This is a genomic window from Parabacteroides timonensis (genome assembly GCF_900128505.1).
Lineage (GTDB): Bacteria > Bacteroidota > Bacteroidia > Bacteroidales > Tannerellaceae > Parabacteroides > Parabacteroides timonensis.
In genome coordinates this window covers 1-16,701 of the sequence record NZ_LT669934.1, presented here as the reverse complement: position 1 = coordinate 16,701, position 16,701 = coordinate 1, and the positions used below count along the sequence as shown (strand labels likewise).

The following is a 16,701-nucleotide window of genomic DNA, read 5'->3' as shown; positions in this document are numbered from 1 at the left end:
GCTTTATCATATTTCGCTTGAATAGGTGAACGTAGAGAATTTACATACCACTTTCTTTGTTTAATAAGCTCGCGGAAAGAATCTTCCAAAGTTAGTTTATCCATTTCTTTGATGTTAATAAAAATATATATAATTCAATATATCGAAAAATTCGAATATTATATAACTTATATATGTTATATAGGTTGTATATGTTATATAGGTTATATATCTTTGTTGAGCGATTAATTCATGCAAAGATATAGATTATTAATTTAAAACATAAATGATTATGGGAACAACAATCTCAAACACCCAAATTGATAAGAGAAAGAAACTGCTGGATCTGCCGGAAAACGTTATAACTGTGCTATCCGTACAAGCAGCTAAGGAAGGGAAATCAGCTAAAGCCTTTATGGAAGGCTTATTGATCTCCGCTGCTAATGATTTAGAAGATATTACAACTTATACGTTTCTTTCCAAAAATCAACCTGAAGGGCACGTTATGGTTAGTGAAGCCGAACAAAAAGCCTTTGAACAGAAATATGGCTTATCATGAATGTAGAATATTCAAAGCCATTTTTAAAGGCAGTAGATAAATTATCAGGGAAAGTTCTGTCTTCTGTCCTTGATATGATCCGGGAAGTGAAGAACGCTAATGGTATTGATGAAATTACTAATTGCAAGAAACTAATTGCCTATAAATCAGTATATCGGATTCGTATAGGAGATTATAGAGCATTCTTTATTTTCCACGTTAAGATTGTAGATGATACAGTTAAATTTGAATACCTAGTATCAAGAGGGGAAGCATACGATAAAAAAGTACAGTCAGAGTTACGGAAAAAGGATAAATGATAATTTATTATGGAAAAAGAATTAAGCCGGGTTCCACGCCTATTAAGTGAAAGTTACAATTCTGGGCTAGTTGAGCGCTTATATGATTCTGGTGGTAGTGTAATGTTAGATATCATAATTTACCTTTGTGGGAATCATATTAGAGATCTATTTGGTGAATCATGGTTCTCAATAGAGGATTTTTGTAATAAAATGGGTTATAATCGGACAAATCTTCAAAGAAAACTATCTAAGGAACAGCTGAAGGATCTTTTTGGAAAACGCTCACCTCATTATATCTGTAAGGATATAAACGGGGAGGAAATAAGCCATCCCATAGAAACCGTTTTTGAAGCCGCCCTTTATAAACTTGGCTTAGAAAATATGTCTTATCCTGTTTCTACAAGCGAAGGCACTTCATATATATTTATTCAGATCCTTACGAAATTTGAAATCCGGACAAATTTTAAAACCAAGAAAGGGATGAAAAGATTATATAGTGCTACTCTGAATAATCTGATAAAGGATTCTGTTTATACTCTCTATAATCTAATTGAAAGTCAGGATTATAGAGAGTTACCTTCCAAGTATCGATATTTCTATTTGGAACTATCAAAAATGATATATCTTATTAAGTATAAAATCAAAATAGGGGATGCACCTAGTTACAGATTAACCGTTGATCAGTTGGCTAAATTGTTCAACCTTAATTTTGAAGAGAATAAGGAAAGGAAAAGGAATGTAACAAAAGTTTTGAAGGGGATAAATGAACACTTGAGATTCACAAACTTTCAATTTAAGTACGTTAAAGGTGCTAATGATAAATGGGCATATACAGTAGATTTTGAATTTTCTCAAGAAACACTTGATTATTTTGATGAACGCTATACCGCTATGTTTACTCAAAGATTCTATAGTGATCTGTTATGGAGATACGCCGGTTTAGCTTTTCCTAATTGTGCGGTAGGCAGAGATCGGGTTAACAAAGTTGAAGATATAAAATCTGATCGAAACTTGTACGAGGATTATTTGGCATGGGCTAATTCTCCACAAAACAAGGCACTGAAAGAGGAAGTATATAGGGAAAATTTCTTTCGAATATTTGGAAAAACCCCTGAAGAGTTTGGATTAACTAGTAATGCCCCGACTGTGACACGTGAGCCGAAGGAATTTATAGTTAAAAATCCACCTGCTGTGACACCTGAACCGGAAAAGATTATCTAGCTGTGTAAACTGCTACACTTTTCAATTATATTAACATTTCCAGCTGTGTAAACTGCTACACCTTACTATTTCCAGCTGTGTAAACTGCTACACCTTGCTATTTCCAGCTGTGTAAACTGCTACACCTTGCTATTTCCAGCTGTGTAAACTGCTACACCTTACTATTTCCAGCTGTGTAAACTGCTACATGATTGAATTTAGCTGTGTAAAACACTACACCATTCTAATGTTTCTATAAATTTTTTAATCACTGATTATTAGCAAGTTAAGAAAATAGAATTTCTCCCAGCTGTGTAAATCGCTACACCATACTCTTAATATTACCTAAAAACCTAAACCCCCTATAATCCCCCAAAGGGGGATAAAAGAAATGACCGGAAAAATGATATTTTTCCTTCAGTTTACATCATCATACTTTCGGAAAAATACTATCGGACATGACAAATTGTCATATTTTAGGAAAGTAATAATTCTCCAATCTCATTTAATCAGAGGTAAAAAAAGAAACTACAGCTGTTTTACTTTTGGTATACGTTAAGTAAAATGTTTTTTTTGGCATGTATCAAGAAAAAACACGTTTTACTTTATTGTTTTACTAAATTATTTTACTACCTTTACAAAAAGTAAAATGATAAAAGCATAATAGATATGACTGATGATGATATTAAAGATTTGAAGAAAGATTTACTTCAGTTGTTTATGAAGTACAATGTTTCCATAGGCTTCACTTGTGCAGACTGTAGTGATATATATGGATTATATGATGATCATATAGTTATACAGGATAATAATAGTAGGGAAAATGTACTAGAAACTGATGGATGGTGGTTAAATATAAGCCATTTGCGATAATTTCAAATAATAAGAAAGGAGTAATAATATGGCAATTGATACAGAAAGGATATTTCTTTTAGCAACTAAAAAAAGCCAGCGAGTGGAAAATCTGACCTATTGTATAGGTGTGCATCGATTAGGAACTCCAAACATGGAGTACATTCTAGGAGAAACAGACAATGACCGTGAATATAGGCAAGGTGATGAAGTTTCATATATTTATCATGCGGAATATGCCTATACGTTGCAGGAGGCTCTAGATTGGCTAAATAATGTAAATTAGTATAAAATGAAATCCTCAATAAATGTTTAATGAAGAATTAAAATCCTCGTATTATAATGAAGATAGGATATGCACGTGTATCGACTCCGGATCAGAATCCAGCTTTGCAATTGGAAGCATTAGAAAAGGCTGGTTGTGAGAAAATTTATCAAGAAAAAAAATCAGCGTTTAAAGAACGTCCTGAATTAATCCGGGCATTAGAAGATCTTAGAACTGGGGATATCTTATATGTCTGGTCGTTGGATCGTTTAGGCAGATCCATGAAGGAAATCCGGACGAATGTAGATCTAATAATGAATAAGGGAGCGCATCTTGTCGATGTAACGCATAATATCGATACGTCCACTCCTTCCGGGAAACTTTTGATCCCGATATTTTCAATGTTGGCAGAAATCGATCAGGTTTTACGTACAGAAAGAACGGTTGCAGGTTGGGAAGTCGCAAAACGTGAGGGAAGAACAGGAGGAAGAAAGCCCGGCTTAAATGATTTAGCGAAAAAGAAAGCCGAGCAGGCAAAGAAAATGTATCTGTCAAAAGATCCCTTCTATTCAGCAAAAGAGATCGCTTCAATTCTCAATATCTCCACGAGAACTTTGTATAAATATTTGCGTTCTGTTGGGGTTGAACCAAAACAAAACCAGTAACCGGTTATTACACTTAATGGAAAGTAAGGTAGGAAATCCCCTACCCTATTTCCATTTTAACTTGTTGCAAAGCCCCTTTGAGTTCTTTCATTGTGTCCCTTTTGTGCTTCTTGCATTCTTCCGGCTGAATGATTTGGAACTGTTCATCTTGGTAGTTGACCGCACCGCAAATCTTTCCGTCATGGTCGCAAATGGTATCATAACCGCCAAGTGTTTCACTTAGCCATAGCATACCGCAAGAGCATTGCACTTTTATTATTCCCATATATATTTTTTAGTTGATTATTTACATGTCTTCTATTGCCAATGATTTATGGCTATTTTTTTCCTAAAGTACCGTTTATGAATTTGCGTTTATAGCTTGCTATTTCTTTCTTATTTTCTTCCAAAAATGCTTCAAGCAGATTTCCTAGCATTTGCATCATTGGAACTTTTGACATTGTAGATAGTATTTTAAGTTCTTGATGGAACTCTCTAGGTATCTTTATCGTTTCCGTGTCTATTATCTCTCTTTTAGCGAAAAGCAAAGAAAGACCTTTAGGAAAAGATGATTCGGGAAATTCTGAAGGTTCTTCTGTCATATTCTCATTTTCCTGAATGATTTCTTCTTCTTGTACTGGAGCAACAACTTTAGCTGGTTCTGCGGTGCTGGCTTCTGGTTGTACTTCCGGAATTTTCTCTTCTGAAGTCTGTTGTGATGAAACAGATTTTATACTTTGAACTTTCTTAGCTTCTTCTTTACCAGCCTGTACCAATGCGAACATTGATGTTTTGGGTTTTCCTGTATTTTTCTTTTCTTCAGCCATAATTTCATTTTTTAACGTAATTGATTAATAATTGTATCATTTCTTCTCCGAAATCATCACAGGTGTGATTATAGTTGTTTATTATCGTAGAAAGGTTTCTTTGGTAATTAACTTTGCTTTCCTTGATATGATTGTTCAGTAGCTCGAAAGGTAAATTGTCTTTGTTTGCTATAAGCTCTTTATATTCAAGCAAATTAGGTGTTACCTTGTTGGGCAATCCTTTTACTATTGTTTTGTAACCTAGACTTTCTCGTTTAGATAAGATATTTTCCTTGTAGTAATTGTAGAACTTTACAGTGTGCAATACTTCGATTTTTGAAGGAGCAAAAGGTATAATGACCACATCCATCATCATCAGGGTTTCTACTACTCCTGCCTGTTTCAAGTTTCCCGGAAAGTCAACCACTATTATATCGAAACTTTCTTTGAGAAATTCTATGCTGTTAATGAAGTCTGATGAAGATATACTCATTACTTCATACTCGTCTTTTATATCCTCTTCCTGTTGTGCTTCATCGAAAGCTCTTAACTCCCCCATTGTATTTTGCGCATCGTCTATATCAACAACGCCAATGGTTAAACCTGTCTGCTCGTGGCTCTCATGTACATATCCTGCGAACAAGGCTGTTAATGTTGATTTACCTGTTCCACCTTTTGGGTTCTCGAATGCTACGAATATACCCGGTAATATTTTTCCCATAACGTTACGAGTTTAAATTTTCCGCAATATATAAATTAATAATCTAACTAACAAATTAATCAGCTTGTTTAATAAATAATTAACTAATAATCTTATTGTATAACAAATTAATAAACCAATTAGTTAATTAATTGGTTGATTATACAATCAATAAATTAGTTATCTAGTTAATAAGTTATTTGATTTATTTATTAATTGGTTAATCGATTTTCTAATAAACCAGTTTTCTGGTTGTTTTTTGTTGCCATGCTTTCAGTTCTTCCTTTTGTTAAGTTATCTGGTTACTTGGTTAATTAGGAAATCAGTTCTTTGGGTTGATTTTTCCGAAAGTATAGATCTTAAAGTTTTGGTGCTTTATAATTTTTATCTATCTTTGTATATGCAAGGTGTGGTTTTGTAGCTACAAAACCCACCTTGCGACAGCCGAGCTGCCGAGTGATGTTCGTTTCACTCACATACATTAGAATAGAGAATAGGAATATAGAATGAAAGAGAATAGAACTAAAGTTATTCGGGCACGTCTTTCTGAAGAAGAAAAGGAACAGGTTTTCAGACGAGCTAAAGCTGAAGGTGTAACACTTTCTATGTATTTAAGGAAATCTGTTTTAGGTGAAAGGATAACTTCAAAAGCGGATATTCAAACCGTCTTTGAACTGAAAAAAATAGGTGCTAATTTGAATCAACTTGCAAAGCACGTTAACTCTTTACCTGTTGATGAAAACATTCGTATTTCATTGGAAAGTATAGAGATGTACATTAAAGAGTTGAAGCAAATAACAGATAAACTAATATGATAGCGGAGATACAAGAGCCGTTTGTAGGAGAAGCATTAAACCGCAAAATCGATTATCAGTTAAAGAAGATTGAAAGCGGTGTAGCTAGGGAATTATATAGTTCCTCTGGTGATTCTCTTATTAATATGTATCGTAATATGTCCCTTGTTGCTGGTCTGAATGATCGTGTGAAATCACCATATATAGAATTTATTCTTAGCAGCCCGATAGGGGAGGATCTTCCGGACGAAAAGTTTTCTGAAGTAGCGAAAGAATATTTAGAAAGAATGGGGTACGGTGATTCTTGCTACACAATCATAAAGAACGATGATAAAGACCATCGGCATGTACATATACTTGCCACTACGATAGACTTAAACGGATTGTGGATCTCTGATAGTTACAGCAAGGGACGTTCCGGAAAGATCATGCGAGAGCTAGAGCTTAAACATGGGCTTGAAGTTATGGAGAAAGGAAAGTTTTCCCGTAACAAGACGTTGGGAGAATCCCAGTACCGGCAATATTTCTTTGACACAGCTTTGCACAAGGCTTTGCGCAGCCATAACGCAAAAGAACGGGTGAAGGATCTTTTAGGGCAGTCGGAAACCTTTAAAACGATTAATCCTGATATGACTAAGGCTTATACTAATGCGGAATGGAAAATCATATTGGGGGAAGATACATACGAAAATATGTTAGATATGTTATCAAAAGGAAAGTTCTTTAATCCATTACTCAAGGACGAGTTGCTTTCCGTCATGGATCGTTTGCGTCGGGAATGCGGCAACGTGAAAGAGTTCCGGGATCGATTGGAAAAAGAAGGGTATTATATGCGTCTGGTATCGGACAAGGGGAAATCTCATTATGTATATGGCATTCCTGATAGGGGCTTTTATCTGAAAGATACAGCCCTTCCGGAATCGTTCCGGTTTGGGAAACTTTTGTTCGCCGGAAAACAGATGACCGCAGACGAGCAAAAGCATTACCTGTATAACCAGATCTTTGCAATTCTTAATGGTTCATCCAGCTATGAAGATTTTAAAGACCGGCTAGCGGAGCATAATATAAACCTGATCGAGCACGTCAACGGTAAAGGGATATACGGCATATCCTTTGCCCTTACAAATGTCGATACTCCGGAAATCTTTAAAAGCTCTGATATATCAAGGAGATTAACCTATCAGAACATACAAGACTTTTTCCAAAAAGAGCAGAATCCGGAACAGGGAAAAGAGCAGGAGAGAGCAACGCCCATCGATCCGGTTATCGTGTGTTATGCGAGTAATCCGCACGAGTGGGAGAAGGATCTTATCTATATGTACCCGGTTGCCATGTCAATGGCTTTAGATAACGGATCAGGGAAGCACCGGAAAGGTGATGAAGATCTTCCGGACAACAAGAAAAAGAAAAAGCGAAATAAAGGATTATCATATTAATAACAAAATTGAATAGAAGATGCGTAAAAAAAAGAAGCAAATTAGTATGGAAGCAAATCGCTTCAAAAACGTAAGCGAATTGATAAAATCGTTTGAGGAGTATTCTGGGTTCAGTATTGATCCGGAAGAGATAGATACTCGTGATAAGCTGTTGGATAAAATTTCGGAAATACAGGACTATTTATCTAATGAAGTATCAGATATATGTTCTCAGTATTATTATGAAGCAGGACAATTAATGCCTGAAGATGAAAATTAACGTATAACTATATAATCATGAACTACAGCGAAGTTTTAAATCCATACCAGCCGTTAGAAACCGGCGATTTCATGTACCGGTATTATATTAATGACCGGGAGTATATAATTTATTCACCGGAACGAAACAAGATATCCTGTTTGGAGTTGTTCGATTTCAAAGATCTTAGCGCTTATCAATTATCTATATCCATCCAAGCGAAAGTACAGGTGCAATCGGAAAGCGAGGAATTGAAGGAGTTTAGTTTTGATCACGTATGTAGCAAAGAAGATCTGATAGCTTATCTCTTTGATATTACTGAAGGAAAAACGGAGATCCGGAAGGTGAGAAAGGTTTCAAATAACGAGGGCTATTTCCTTTTTGAACTGAAGAGTGCGCATAAGATCCGGAACTTTTACCAGTTCAACCCGGAAAGTAAAGAGTATCAGCTCGTGTTTGACAATGATATTTGCTGTGCAGCGATATATGAAGATGTAACTTCTGATGTCGTAAACGTGTGCTGGAATCCTGTTACCTTTAGTATATTAGAAGGACAGACAGAGCAGCAGAATACTTCTTATCTTCTGCCTTCTTCTAATCCTATCCTTTGTGCGCATGTCTGCAAGAAAGCGCAGGAGAGAAACGCTAGGATCAATCTGTATGTTGGCAAAAACGGCATGGAAGCTCTTTTGTTCTTTTCTTACTATATAGCTTCTAAAGGGATTGAGAAAAGCATTTCTATTTTCTCCGACAGTAAGCAGGTGACTGTAGAAATGGATCGTTGGAATCCTGTTACGGTGGTTAAACTTATGTCTAAGATGCAGAAAACGATCAATGATAAGTTAAGGAAACAGTTTGGGGAAGAAGATGAAGTGACCATTTACCGGCTGGAATCCGTAGCTGGGAAATCTTTTCTTGCTTTTCAAAACCATCCCCTAGCGATAGATGTGTTCTTTCGGAATATCATCCCGTTATACGGTTTGGAAAATATTGAGTATATAGAAATGTAGCTTGTTGTTTATCTGATAAACAAGAAAAAATTATTCTAAATAGGAAACATTTTTATAGGGAAATTGTTATATTTGTGCGGTCATAACATGACCGTGTTTTTACATTTTAAGAAAAAAAGCGTTTAGCTGATTTCTGTGCAGAACAAAAGTCGAAAATTTAACACGCACAACGAAAACAGTATAGACGTCCTTCCGTATAGACGGGAGAGGCGTTTCCTGTGTGTGCGTGTAGGGCTTCGACTCCCTGTTCTGCGGATAGGTTAATGCCCTTCCGCTTTTTTTGTTTATTGGCTTTGATGTAGGGTACAAGCCTTAAAATTTAGAACAAATGGAAAAAACACAAAAAAAGATGCCCGTTTTCTTTTCAAGTTCACTGTTTGACTTCCTCAAAATAGAACCTTATAAACGTGCAACGGCTCAATCCAAAATTGAATTTCTTCGTCTGAAAAAAGAGGATATCAAAGCTATTCTAAAAGCTAAAATATCACAGGAAGGTTCGTTCGGAGTTATATTTCACTATGTCCGTTTTGAACTGAAATTCGGTTTTCTCCTGTGTGTTTTTGCTCCTGACGGGGAATGCTGCCGGGCTTATTCCTTCATTGACATATCCGCCAGTTAATTGCAGGAAGATACCAGAAACAAAAAAGTCAACGGAACGGAAAACACTGTATTATTAATTAAAATAAAAACCTATGGAAACAGAAAAACAGATCATTGGTGAAAATGCCGGAAAGGTTTGGCACGCCATGAAAGAGATCAAAATGATTACAATCCCGGAACTGGCAAGACAACTCGATTTAAGCGTAGAAAGTACGGCTATGGCTGTCGGCTGGTTAGCCCGTGAGAACAAGATCTATATAGAACGAAGAGAAGGGCTGATAATCATTCATGAAGAGAGCCGTTTCAATTTCTGCTTCGGATAAAGAAATTAAAATCAAGGTTATCGATAAGGCACGAAAAGAACTTATCCGGATTCAGACAGAAAACTACCCGGAAGAACTCAATAAATTGGTAGAAGAAACCGAAAAAGCGTCTGCGTCCACTTGCGAGAAATGCGGTGCTCCGGGTTCTTTACGGAAGTGTGTGGGGGTGGTATAAAACACTGTGCGATGATTGTTTGACAGAAATAACAAAATGATAGTGATATCTGCTAAAAAAATCTGAAATCAATCTTCCGGATTGTACAAAATGATATTGCCACAGTTGAGCATAGGGACAGATCCAGCTATAAAATGGAGTAGGAGAGTAGCAAAATGATATTTATACTTTGGGCGTTCCTTTCGGTCAGGCTTTCCGCTTCTACATGGTAAACGCTTCAATCCTTAACGCATAATGCCCACCCACCCGAATAAGGTAGGCTATTTTCCGATTGATCGGTTCGGTGAGCCATCCGGTAAACCGAATGACTTTCCCTGATCCGAACAGTCGGAAAAGGAGTACCCGGAATAAACCTTTCCAGCTGATAGGTGCAAGCACTTACCAGCTGGAAAGATATATTCCTGCATGGGTACTCCGGTAGCCGGTTGTTTGATCCCGTTATTATACTTTCGGAAAAAATCTGTGTTTAGATGCCTTTTTCTATGTTTAATCCTAGTTCTTTGCTATCGCTTTGGGCTAGTTTAATGTTGCTTAATCCGGGAGCGTCAGAGGGCAGACCGAAGATCTTCTGGACTGCTATCATCGTTGGAGCCGGTGCGGATCCTTTCAGCTCGTCTATTATTTTAGGGGAAGGGATATACCCTTCATCCTTCAGGAAAGAGATCTGTGCAAAGTCATTTTTTTTTATGGCAAGAGAAAAGTCTTTTTCTTTTAGATATTGATCTACCATTTCTTTTAAATCATCTTTTACTAATGACCAGTAGTTACCCTTGAAGCAATCTATTCCTTCAGGTGATTCTTTTACAGAATCTATTTTTTGAAACCCATTTAATATACCTTCCTCTGTAACACTCCATTCGTTCCTTTTTATTCCCCAGTCGATCATATCTTTGAATGAATATTTTTCATTTAGTTCGTGGATATCCCAAAAGTCTTTTTGTCTTGGTTCTTCTTCTGTAATGGCAGATAGTTTCATGGCTGCTATTTCCCGTATGTCTGCTATTCGTATATGGTCGATTTCTTGTATGGGGAAAATAAATTTTTCAGTATAGAAAAAATCGACTTTAATTTTGTCTATAGGGGAGTCCCCCATGTATAGTGTATATCCTAAAGCTGATGTGTCCAGAGAATCTGTATTCTCGTAATATGGAAAACTCCTTTGAATAAACTCTTTCATTTCTTTTGTATTCATGGTTCCATAATCTATATCAGTGAATAAATCTATGTCAATAGATCTTCGATGTCCTAGTTGTAGGCTCAAACAGGTTCCACCTATAAGCGTGAAATCTTTAAAAATAGGACTATTGACAAGCTTTTGCAGAGTTTCTTTTAATAAAGGAGAAACAGTTTCATAATGTAAGTTCATAGAATGTATTTTTGATAGTTATCGTTTCTTGTGTTACTATTCCATTTGTTTTTTATGTTGGGAATGACTTGTTTTATGGTTTCTATTCCATAGAACCGAATAATCTCCTTGATCTCGATATCGTTGCCATATTCAAAAGCCCGTTGTATAACCCATTCCTTGTTCCTTATCCAATTTATCTTATCTATTCGGGTGTCCCAAAATAATCCTTTACTTAGTTTAGATAAGTCAGGATGTTTCTTTCGCTCTTCTTTCATTATGAAGGTATATATGTCATGGTTGGCTTGTATTTTAAAGAAAAAGCCTTCAATGTTTATGTTTAACGCTTTTTCTATTGAAATGGAGGCTTTTATAGTGAATTTTCGTTCCCCTTTTATATAGTCACAAATACGTTGCGGATATTCATTTGACATATGCGCTAACCTTTTTTGAGATATATTCCTTTTTTTAAGGATTACATCCAATATCTTACCTGCCGGAACATCTTCCATTGACAAGTATTTTTCATATTTTATATTCATAGGACTATAATTTTGTTTTGGCAAAAATAATGACTCTTAATATAATAACCAAATTTGGTTATTGTTATTTTGGAAAAATTATAATGCCTGCTCAATATTTATCCCGATTGTTTGCCTATCATTTTGGGCTAGCTTTATGTCGCTTAGTTCGGGAGTATCAGAGGGCAGACCGAAGATCTTCTGGACTGCTATCATCGTTGGAGCCGGTGCGGATCCTTTCAGTTCGTCTATTATTTTAGGGGAAGGGATATACCCTTCATCCTTCAGCCCGGCGATCCGGGTAAAATCGTTTTTTTTTATGGCATCTTGGAACTCACATTCTTTGCCTTTTGATATGGATGCTTGTAGATCATCGTTCCAATCACTGTTTACCGATAACTCCACGTTAGGCAGTTGAAGAACTTTATCCTTCAGTTCTTCAACCGGCAGACCTTCAATATTGGGTAACTCTTGACCTTTTAAGAATGTATCTAGCTTCAACGCATATTTATAGCCGTTGCTATCATTGTCAAATATATAAGTAACCTGATCGGTTATATTATTAATATTTTGCTTTGACAGGAGCAGCTTTATAACGCCCATTTGTCCCTGTGTGATGTTCCCTTCAGTGCTGATATATAAGATGTTCTTTTCGGTATTCAGAAGCTTCATTTGATAATGGGACGCAGCATCGATCATGCTTTCACTGATATATATATGCTCTATTGGTCTTGTCTTGTCATGCTTAGACACTACGATACTATCGTATTTGTTGCCTGATATGCCTTTGAAGCTCTTGCCGTCTTCAGGTCTTATCCCCCTTTGGGAAATACCCTGAAAGCCGTTTTGGTTAATAAGTCTGGTACAGGTATTATTATAGACTTTTCCATCTTTCCGGTGTTCCCTAGAGGTGAATACCCCGGAAAATACCGGTGAAGATAGTGTATCTTGAGTAATTCCTCTCTTTTGCAAGAAATCCCCTTGATAGGGTTTCAGTTGGCTGTTCAGGAACGCCAGCTGATTAGGATCTAGTTTTGCGTTGCTAACTCCAAACCGGCTATCTTGAGATAATACGACTTCTTTATTGTTTACATAGTTCTGAACGGCTTCCCCGGCTTCTCGCAGGCTAGGCATTCTCCCGGTCTGGTCGTAGATATGCTTCTGCATTAGATCTATGATAGTCTTTCCTCGTGCTTCTCCGTGAACGTCCCAATAGGTATAGTAATCCTTACTATTCTTCTTGATAATAACGGTATCGGATCCGTTGCTCATCTTAGGGGACGAGTTGGAAGATCCGGAAACAAACTTCCAGCCTAAATAGAGAAAAAACTCCGGAAGGGAAACATCCCTTTTCAGTTTGTCAAAGTCTACTTTCATAACGTCAGATTTTTAGGTCATTACTTTTATCTTTACCTAGCCCTACATTATCGCTTTGGGCTAGTTTGATGTTGCTTAATCCGGGAGCGTCAGAGGACAGACCGAAGATCTTCTGGACTGCTATCATCGTTGGAGCCGGTGCGGATCTTTTCAGATTGTTTATCACTTCCGGGGAAGGGATATATCCTTCATCTTTCAAAGCAGAGAGCCGGGCAAAATCGTTTTTCTTTACAGCTATCTGAAATTCGTTATTATGTATCGTTTCTGTATAGAAATCTATTCCACTTATAAAATTGTTAGTCATGTTTTTTTTACTGTCAATCTCATTTTTCATTCTTTCTATAGATTGTTTAAAAAAGAAATCCACAAGATATTCATCCGTTCTTTCCCTTTTTATAAACTTTAGAGCATTAATGTATGTTTCTCTATGTTGTTTTTCTATAATCAACAAAGGAAGATCGTTCTTTAATAGTATGAAATTAGAAAACAATCTACCTAGTCTTCCGTTTCCATCACGGAAAGGGTGTAGATATTCATAGAAACCATGAAAACGTGCTGCTAATACCATCGGATGCATAGTTTTGTTATCAAGTATTTTTTGAGTATTTTCCATTAATATAGGTACTTGTTTTATAAGTTTTTCGTGATCGCCAAATATTGTATCTCCAGCGCACATATCTGTGTTAGTATATTGACCGGGTATGGCAGGTTCTATATCGTGCATTGTTCTATATGACAATGTGTGTTCTGTTAATAGCCGGTGGGTTTCTTTCAGTAATTCTTCAGACAGGGGTTTGTCTAGGTTGGAAAGAAGATATTCATATGCTTGAAAATGATCTAATATTTCAAAAGATTCTAAGAGTGTTTTTCCATAAGGAATCATGCCCAAACCCTTTTCTTTTAAGGTTCGTGTTTCATCAACGGAAAAACTGTTGCCTTCTATTCCACAGCTGTGTGCGGAAAATAGAATCTCATTATATTCTATAAAATCCTGTTTGTTGAATTTGTCAATAACAAGATTCTTATACTCTTTTACAAGTGCATCATATTCTTTAATTTGTTTATCAAACATAACGTGCCATATTTTAATTTGTTTCTTTATTTTTATAGTTTCACATATTATGATTTAACAATCATAACTCATAATATACTCCTTTCTCTATTTCTTTCATTACATCTTTAGGCGCACATACATTCCATTCCTTGAAATAGGCATCACAACGGGAAGGATTTATAAGGTAACTCGTTGTATTTTCCATCTTCTTTTTACATATATCGAAGAACATATCCGATAGGTTTAGTTGTTCCTGAAGCTTGGACAGGATGAATCCTGTACGTTGATACAGGCTTTTCTTTTGGTATAGCTTCAGGCATTCTAACATATCTTCTTCTATTACGGAATCCGGATCAACCTCGATTAAGGCAAATAACAGTTCTTCAATGCCACCGGCTAAGCCTATATTGTTTAAGCAGTCAATTATGGTTTGGCTGATTGATGTAACCTTGATAGGATAGCCGGTATCTTTTTTTGTAACCAATGGTTTGTATATAAACTGCAAAGGCTTATATACATAACGCTGGTTCAGGTACTCAAAAGACCGGAAGGGAGTAGAACTGTGCACATAAAGCCAGTTAAATTCCTGTGTCTGTAACATATAGAACTCCAATGCAGAATGATAAGCTAGGCAACCGTTATCAACGGAATTGCAAGCTATCTGATACTTGTTCTGTATGTCAGCCGGCAAATATACTCCCCGGCGAATATGTGATAACACCCCCCGCTTTTTCCAGCTGTAAAGACGGGATTTCATGGTGTTATATCCTACCGGTTGATCTATGCTTATCCTACCTGTTTCTTTATATTTTGATATTATATTACTCATCTCTTAGGATTTTATACAAAAATATCATTTTTGATAGTTTTGAGAAAAATTCTAATGAATTATTTTTATATTTAATTATCATTTATAAATTAGTAGGCAGATAAACTATCTGTTTATACAAAACGATAGTGATATCTATCGCAAAACTCAAAAATCTATCTTCCAGATTATACAAAATGATATTGCGTGCATGGCTGAAGGGGGCGGATCCGTCCCCATGCAGCCAAAAACGACTAACAAAATGATATTTCAAAAACCTTTAAACCGGGGGCGTGCTGCCTTCGGCTGCGGGGCTTCTTCCGGCTGCTGCTCCTGCTCCCGTTGTTTTCGCTCCATCTGCTGCTGGACTGATCGTTCTGCCTGTTTTCGTATTTCTTCCGGTGTGCCGTTCTTCATGGCATTCCGGTACTCGAATGTGTCTTTCACGTCCCTATCATACCCGAAGTGCTTATCAAAGCATTCTTCACACTTACACCTAAATTCATTCCTATCAAAACCACCTTTTACGTTGCCACAATTCTTTTTTCCAGTGTGGGTTGTCATGGGGCTGATTGAAATTCTCTTTTCTTTAGTTTGTCGTGCTACAATGATATGAACATATAGATTTTCTTTGTTTTTTCCTCGTCGTTTATAATGAATTTTGCCGTAATATAACAAATCATCCGATTTTATTCCCTTGCCGAACCCCTCCGCATATTGGGGCATGACTTCGGTACGGATATAGTCTTTTAGGGCTACCGCTTGCGTTTCTCTGGTCGCTCCAATTGTCGCTAGTTCTTCCGTTGAAGGACTAATAATTATAACATAGAATTTGGCATCACTATGTTTTAATTGTTTCCGGTTATTGTCTATTGAGGAAATAAGTTCGTTGACATTTACCCGGTCTTGGTCTTGACTAAAGAACGGCTCCGGCTCTTTCCCCTCTTTCATCCTGTCTATATCTTCATGCTGAAGATAAGATATTAGATCAATGCAACTATTTTTATTTGCATATATACCTTTGTTACTGATTTTTATTATCATCTTTTTTCTTTTTGGGTGTTATTCCTTCCAATTTTAGATATTTGTATAGGGTAGCTCTGGATATTCCTACTACCCGGCAAACATCATCTATTGTCCCGGTTTCATTTTGTAAATACTTGATATATTCTATAACCGCTAATTTTGCTTTTCTTTTGGCTTGATCTGTCAGACCGGGCTTCCGTCCTCCTATTCGTCCCTTTGCCTTTGCTGATGTCAAACCTGCTATTGTACGTTCAGAAATTATATTTCGTTCCATCTCTGCAATACAACACAAAAGATGAAACGCAAACTTTCCGATTGGTGTTGATGTATTTAATTGCTCTGTTAGACTAATTAGAGCAATATTTTTCTTTTCAAGAACTTCTTGAAGTTTTATAAGTTCGCTGGTTCTTCTTCCTAATCGGTCTAGTTTCCACACGATAAGCTGATCTCCTGTTTTTAATTTTGCAATTAAAGCATCTAAAACAGGCTTATTTTTATTTTTTCCAGATATTTTTTCTTCACAGATGTGATCCACTCCGTATAAACGTAAAGCGTCCAGTTGGAGGTTTAAGCATTGATCCGGAGTTGATACACGTGCATAACCATATTTCATAATTTTTACGGCAAAAGTAGCACGTACATAGCTTTTGAAAAATATAGAGAAGGTGATTTTTAAATTTATTAAAACGAACGTTTTTTTAAACTGAA

At 36.4% G+C, this 16,701-nt stretch carries 22 protein-coding genes and 1 pseudogene; 13 read left to right on the top strand and 10 right to left on the bottom strand.

Annotation, left to right across the window (positions count from 1 at the left end; all coding sequences use genetic code 11):
* Positions 1 to 271 precede the first annotated feature (271 nt).
* The 6 genes from BQ7394_RS00120 (at position 272) to BQ7394_RS00095 (ending at position 3,801) form a co-directional block, all read left to right on the top strand.
* Positions 272 to 538 (top strand): hypothetical protein, encoded by a 267-nt coding sequence (locus BQ7394_RS00120; protein WP_075555520.1) that lies wholly within the window; start codon positions 272 to 274, stop codon positions 536 to 538.
* The gene (locus BQ7394_RS00115; RefSeq protein ID WP_005783129.1) at positions 535 to 837 is read left to right on the top strand and encodes a type II toxin-antitoxin system RelE family toxin; all 303 of its coding nucleotides are present in this window, start codon (positions 535 to 537) and stop codon (positions 835 to 837) included. The genes BQ7394_RS00120 and BQ7394_RS00115 overlap by 4 nt, the downstream gene beginning before the upstream one ends.
* 9 nt (positions 838 to 846) lie before the next feature.
* Positions 847 to 2,040, top strand: a complete 1,194-nt coding sequence (locus BQ7394_RS00110) for a hypothetical protein (protein ID WP_075555518.1) — start codon at positions 847 to 849, stop codon at positions 2,038 to 2,040.
* A 648-nt stretch (positions 2,041 to 2,688) separates the two neighbouring features.
* Entirely contained in the window at positions 2,689 to 2,892 is a 204-nt protein-coding gene (locus BQ7394_RS00105) for a hypothetical protein (protein WP_075555517.1), read from the top strand.
* A 28-nt stretch (positions 2,893 to 2,920) separates the two neighbouring features.
* Complete coding sequence (locus BQ7394_RS00100; RefSeq protein ID WP_005783135.1) at positions 2,921 to 3,157, top strand: hypothetical protein; 237 nt, start codon at positions 2,921 to 2,923, stop codon at positions 3,155 to 3,157.
* Positions 3,158 to 3,213: 56 nt separating this feature from the next.
* Positions 3,214 to 3,801: a recombinase family protein gene (locus BQ7394_RS00095; RefSeq protein WP_005783137.1), complete on the top strand. Its 588-nt coding sequence runs from the start codon at positions 3,214 to 3,216 to the stop codon at positions 3,799 to 3,801.
* Between the two features lie 40 nt (positions 3,802 to 3,841).
* On the opposite strand, the gene BQ7394_RS00090 is transcribed toward BQ7394_RS00095, so the two are convergent.
* Genes BQ7394_RS00090 through BQ7394_RS00080 form a run of 3 tightly spaced genes read right to left on the bottom strand, consistent with a single transcriptional unit; the run spans position 3,842 to position 5,307 of the window.
* Positions 3,842 to 4,066 carry a hypothetical protein gene (locus BQ7394_RS00090; RefSeq protein ID WP_005783138.1) on the bottom strand — a complete coding sequence of 75 codons (225 nt, stop codon included), beginning with the start codon at positions 4,064 to 4,066 and terminating at the stop codon, positions 3,842 to 3,844.
* Positions 4,067 to 4,118: 52 nt separating this feature from the next.
* Entirely contained in the window at positions 4,119 to 4,607 is a 489-nt protein-coding gene (locus tag BQ7394_RS00085; RefSeq protein WP_075555516.1) for a hypothetical protein, read from the bottom strand.
* 4 nt (positions 4,608 to 4,611) lie between these two features.
* The gene (locus BQ7394_RS00080; protein WP_005783141.1) at positions 4,612 to 5,307 is read right to left on the bottom strand and encodes a ParA family protein; all 696 of its coding nucleotides are present in this window, start codon (positions 5,305 to 5,307) and stop codon (positions 4,612 to 4,614) included.
* A gap of 485 nt (positions 5,308 to 5,792) precedes the next feature.
* Here BQ7394_RS00080 and BQ7394_RS00075 point away from each other — a divergent pair, with 485 nt between their 5' ends.
* From BQ7394_RS00075 to BQ7394_RS00045, 7 genes are all read left to right on the top strand, one after another.
* A complete protein-coding gene (locus tag BQ7394_RS00075) occupies positions 5,793 to 6,101 on the top strand; it encodes a plasmid mobilization protein (protein WP_075555515.1) in 309 nt (102 codons plus the stop codon).
* Positions 6,098 to 7,516 carry a relaxase/mobilization nuclease domain-containing protein gene (locus BQ7394_RS00070; RefSeq protein ID WP_075555514.1) on the top strand — a complete coding sequence of 473 codons (1,419 nt, stop codon included), beginning with the start codon at positions 6,098 to 6,100 and terminating at the stop codon, positions 7,514 to 7,516. The genes BQ7394_RS00075 and BQ7394_RS00070 overlap by 4 nt, the downstream gene beginning before the upstream one ends.
* A 19-nt stretch (positions 7,517 to 7,535) precedes the next feature.
* A complete protein-coding gene (locus tag BQ7394_RS00065; RefSeq protein WP_075555513.1) occupies positions 7,536 to 7,775 on the top strand; it encodes a hypothetical protein in 240 nt (79 codons plus the stop codon).
* A 17-nt stretch (positions 7,776 to 7,792) separates the two neighbouring features.
* Positions 7,793 to 8,764 carry a hypothetical protein gene (locus BQ7394_RS00060; RefSeq protein WP_075555512.1) on the top strand — a complete coding sequence of 324 codons (972 nt, stop codon included), beginning with the start codon at positions 7,793 to 7,795 and terminating at the stop codon, positions 8,762 to 8,764.
* Between the two features lie 328 nt (positions 8,765 to 9,092).
* A complete protein-coding gene (locus tag BQ7394_RS00055) occupies positions 9,093 to 9,383 on the top strand; it encodes a hypothetical protein (protein ID WP_075555511.1) in 291 nt (96 codons plus the stop codon).
* Positions 9,384 to 9,456: 73 nt separating this feature from the next.
* Positions 9,457 to 9,687 carry a winged helix-turn-helix domain-containing protein gene (locus BQ7394_RS00050; protein WP_075555510.1) on the top strand — a complete coding sequence of 77 codons (231 nt, stop codon included), beginning with the start codon at positions 9,457 to 9,459 and terminating at the stop codon, positions 9,685 to 9,687.
* Positions 9,653 to 9,862 carry a hypothetical protein gene (locus tag BQ7394_RS00045; protein WP_075555509.1) on the top strand — a complete coding sequence of 70 codons (210 nt, stop codon included), beginning with the start codon at positions 9,653 to 9,655 and terminating at the stop codon, positions 9,860 to 9,862. Before BQ7394_RS00050 ends, BQ7394_RS00045 begins: the two co-directional genes overlap by 35 nt.
* A gap of 466 nt (positions 9,863 to 10,328) precedes the next feature.
* Here the strand turns inward: BQ7394_RS00045 and BQ7394_RS00040 are convergent, their stop codons facing one another.
* From BQ7394_RS00040 to BQ7394_RS00005, 7 genes and pseudogenes are all read right to left on the bottom strand, one after another.
* Complete coding sequence (locus tag BQ7394_RS00040) at positions 10,329 to 11,228, bottom strand: nucleotidyl transferase AbiEii/AbiGii toxin family protein (protein ID WP_075555508.1); 900 nt, start codon at positions 11,226 to 11,228, stop codon at positions 10,329 to 10,331.
* Positions 11,225 to 11,749, bottom strand: coding sequence for a helix-turn-helix transcriptional regulator (locus BQ7394_RS00035; protein ID WP_075555507.1), 525 nt, complete (start codon positions 11,747 to 11,749; stop codon positions 11,225 to 11,227). The genes BQ7394_RS00040 and BQ7394_RS00035 overlap by 4 nt, the downstream gene beginning before the upstream one ends.
* Before the next feature lie 78 nt (positions 11,750 to 11,827).
* Positions 11,828 to 13,105 (bottom strand): toprim domain-containing protein, encoded by a 1,278-nt coding sequence (locus BQ7394_RS00030; protein ID WP_075555506.1) that lies wholly within the window; start codon positions 13,103 to 13,105, stop codon positions 11,828 to 11,830.
* Between the two features lie 244 nt (positions 13,106 to 13,349).
* A pseudogene (locus BQ7394_RS00020) lies at positions 13,350 to 14,177 on the bottom strand (Fic family protein); the annotation flags it as partial.
* Positions 14,178 to 14,238: 61 nt separating this feature from the next.
* Positions 14,239 to 14,988 carry a type IV toxin-antitoxin system AbiEi family antitoxin domain-containing protein gene (locus BQ7394_RS00015; protein ID WP_075555505.1) on the bottom strand — a complete coding sequence of 250 codons (750 nt, stop codon included), beginning with the start codon at positions 14,986 to 14,988 and terminating at the stop codon, positions 14,239 to 14,241.
* A 249-nt stretch (positions 14,989 to 15,237) separates the two neighbouring features.
* Positions 15,238 to 16,011 (bottom strand): DUF5712 family protein, encoded by a 774-nt coding sequence (locus BQ7394_RS00010; RefSeq protein ID WP_075555504.1) that lies wholly within the window; start codon positions 16,009 to 16,011, stop codon positions 15,238 to 15,240.
* Positions 15,992 to 16,701, bottom strand: a 710-nt coding sequence (locus tag BQ7394_RS00005; protein ID WP_210436514.1) for a recombinase family protein, incomplete at its 5' end; no start/stop codon positions are given. The genes BQ7394_RS00005 and BQ7394_RS00010, both read right to left, overlap by 20 nt.

Coding starts and splice junctions, on each gene's coding strand:
- BQ7394_RS00120 (WP_075555520.1), top strand. CDS start 272: ATGGGAACAACAATCTCAAACACCCAAATTGATAAGAGAAAGAAACTG.
- BQ7394_RS00115 (WP_005783129.1), top strand. CDS start 535: ATGAATGTAGAATATTCAAAGCCATTTTTAAAGGCAGTAGATAAATTA.
- BQ7394_RS00110 (WP_075555518.1), top strand. CDS start 847: ATGGAAAAAGAATTAAGCCGGGTTCCACGCCTATTAAGTGAAAGTTAC.
- BQ7394_RS00105 (WP_075555517.1), top strand. CDS start 2,689: ATGACTGATGATGATATTAAAGATTTGAAGAAAGATTTACTTCAGTTG.
- BQ7394_RS00100 (WP_005783135.1), top strand. CDS start 2,921: ATGGCAATTGATACAGAAAGGATATTTCTTTTAGCAACTAAAAAAAGC.
- BQ7394_RS00095 (WP_005783137.1), top strand. CDS start 3,214: ATGAAGATAGGATATGCACGTGTATCGACTCCGGATCAGAATCCAGCT.
- BQ7394_RS00090 (WP_005783138.1), bottom strand. CDS start 4,066: ATGGGAATAATAAAAGTGCAATGCTCTTGCGGTATGCTATGGCTAAGT.
- BQ7394_RS00085 (WP_075555516.1), bottom strand. CDS start 4,607: ATGGCTGAAGAAAAGAAAAATACAGGAAAACCCAAAACATCAATGTTC.
- BQ7394_RS00080 (WP_005783141.1), bottom strand. CDS start 5,307: ATGGGAAAAATATTACCGGGTATATTCGTAGCATTCGAGAACCCAAAA.
- BQ7394_RS00075 (WP_075555515.1), top strand. CDS start 5,793: ATGAAAGAGAATAGAACTAAAGTTATTCGGGCACGTCTTTCTGAAGAA.
- BQ7394_RS00070 (WP_075555514.1), top strand. CDS start 6,098: ATGATAGCGGAGATACAAGAGCCGTTTGTAGGAGAAGCATTAAACCGC.
- BQ7394_RS00065 (WP_075555513.1), top strand. CDS start 7,536: ATGCGTAAAAAAAAGAAGCAAATTAGTATGGAAGCAAATCGCTTCAAA.
- BQ7394_RS00060 (WP_075555512.1), top strand. CDS start 7,793: ATGAACTACAGCGAAGTTTTAAATCCATACCAGCCGTTAGAAACCGGC.
- BQ7394_RS00055 (WP_075555511.1), top strand. CDS start 9,093: ATGGAAAAAACACAAAAAAAGATGCCCGTTTTCTTTTCAAGTTCACTG.
- BQ7394_RS00050 (WP_075555510.1), top strand. CDS start 9,457: ATGGAAACAGAAAAACAGATCATTGGTGAAAATGCCGGAAAGGTTTGG.
- BQ7394_RS00045 (WP_075555509.1), top strand. CDS start 9,653: ATGAAGAGAGCCGTTTCAATTTCTGCTTCGGATAAAGAAATTAAAATC.
- BQ7394_RS00040 (WP_075555508.1), bottom strand. CDS start 11,228: ATGAACTTACATTATGAAACTGTTTCTCCTTTATTAAAAGAAACTCTG.
- BQ7394_RS00035 (WP_075555507.1), bottom strand. CDS start 11,749: ATGAATATAAAATATGAAAAATACTTGTCAATGGAAGATGTTCCGGCA.
- BQ7394_RS00030 (WP_075555506.1), bottom strand. CDS start 13,105: ATGAAAGTAGACTTTGACAAACTGAAAAGGGATGTTTCCCTTCCGGAG.
- BQ7394_RS00015 (WP_075555505.1), bottom strand. CDS start 14,988: ATGAGTAATATAATATCAAAATATAAAGAAACAGGTAGGATAAGCATA.
- BQ7394_RS00010 (WP_075555504.1), bottom strand. CDS start 16,011: ATGATAATAAAAATCAGTAACAAAGGTATATATGCAAATAAAAATAGT.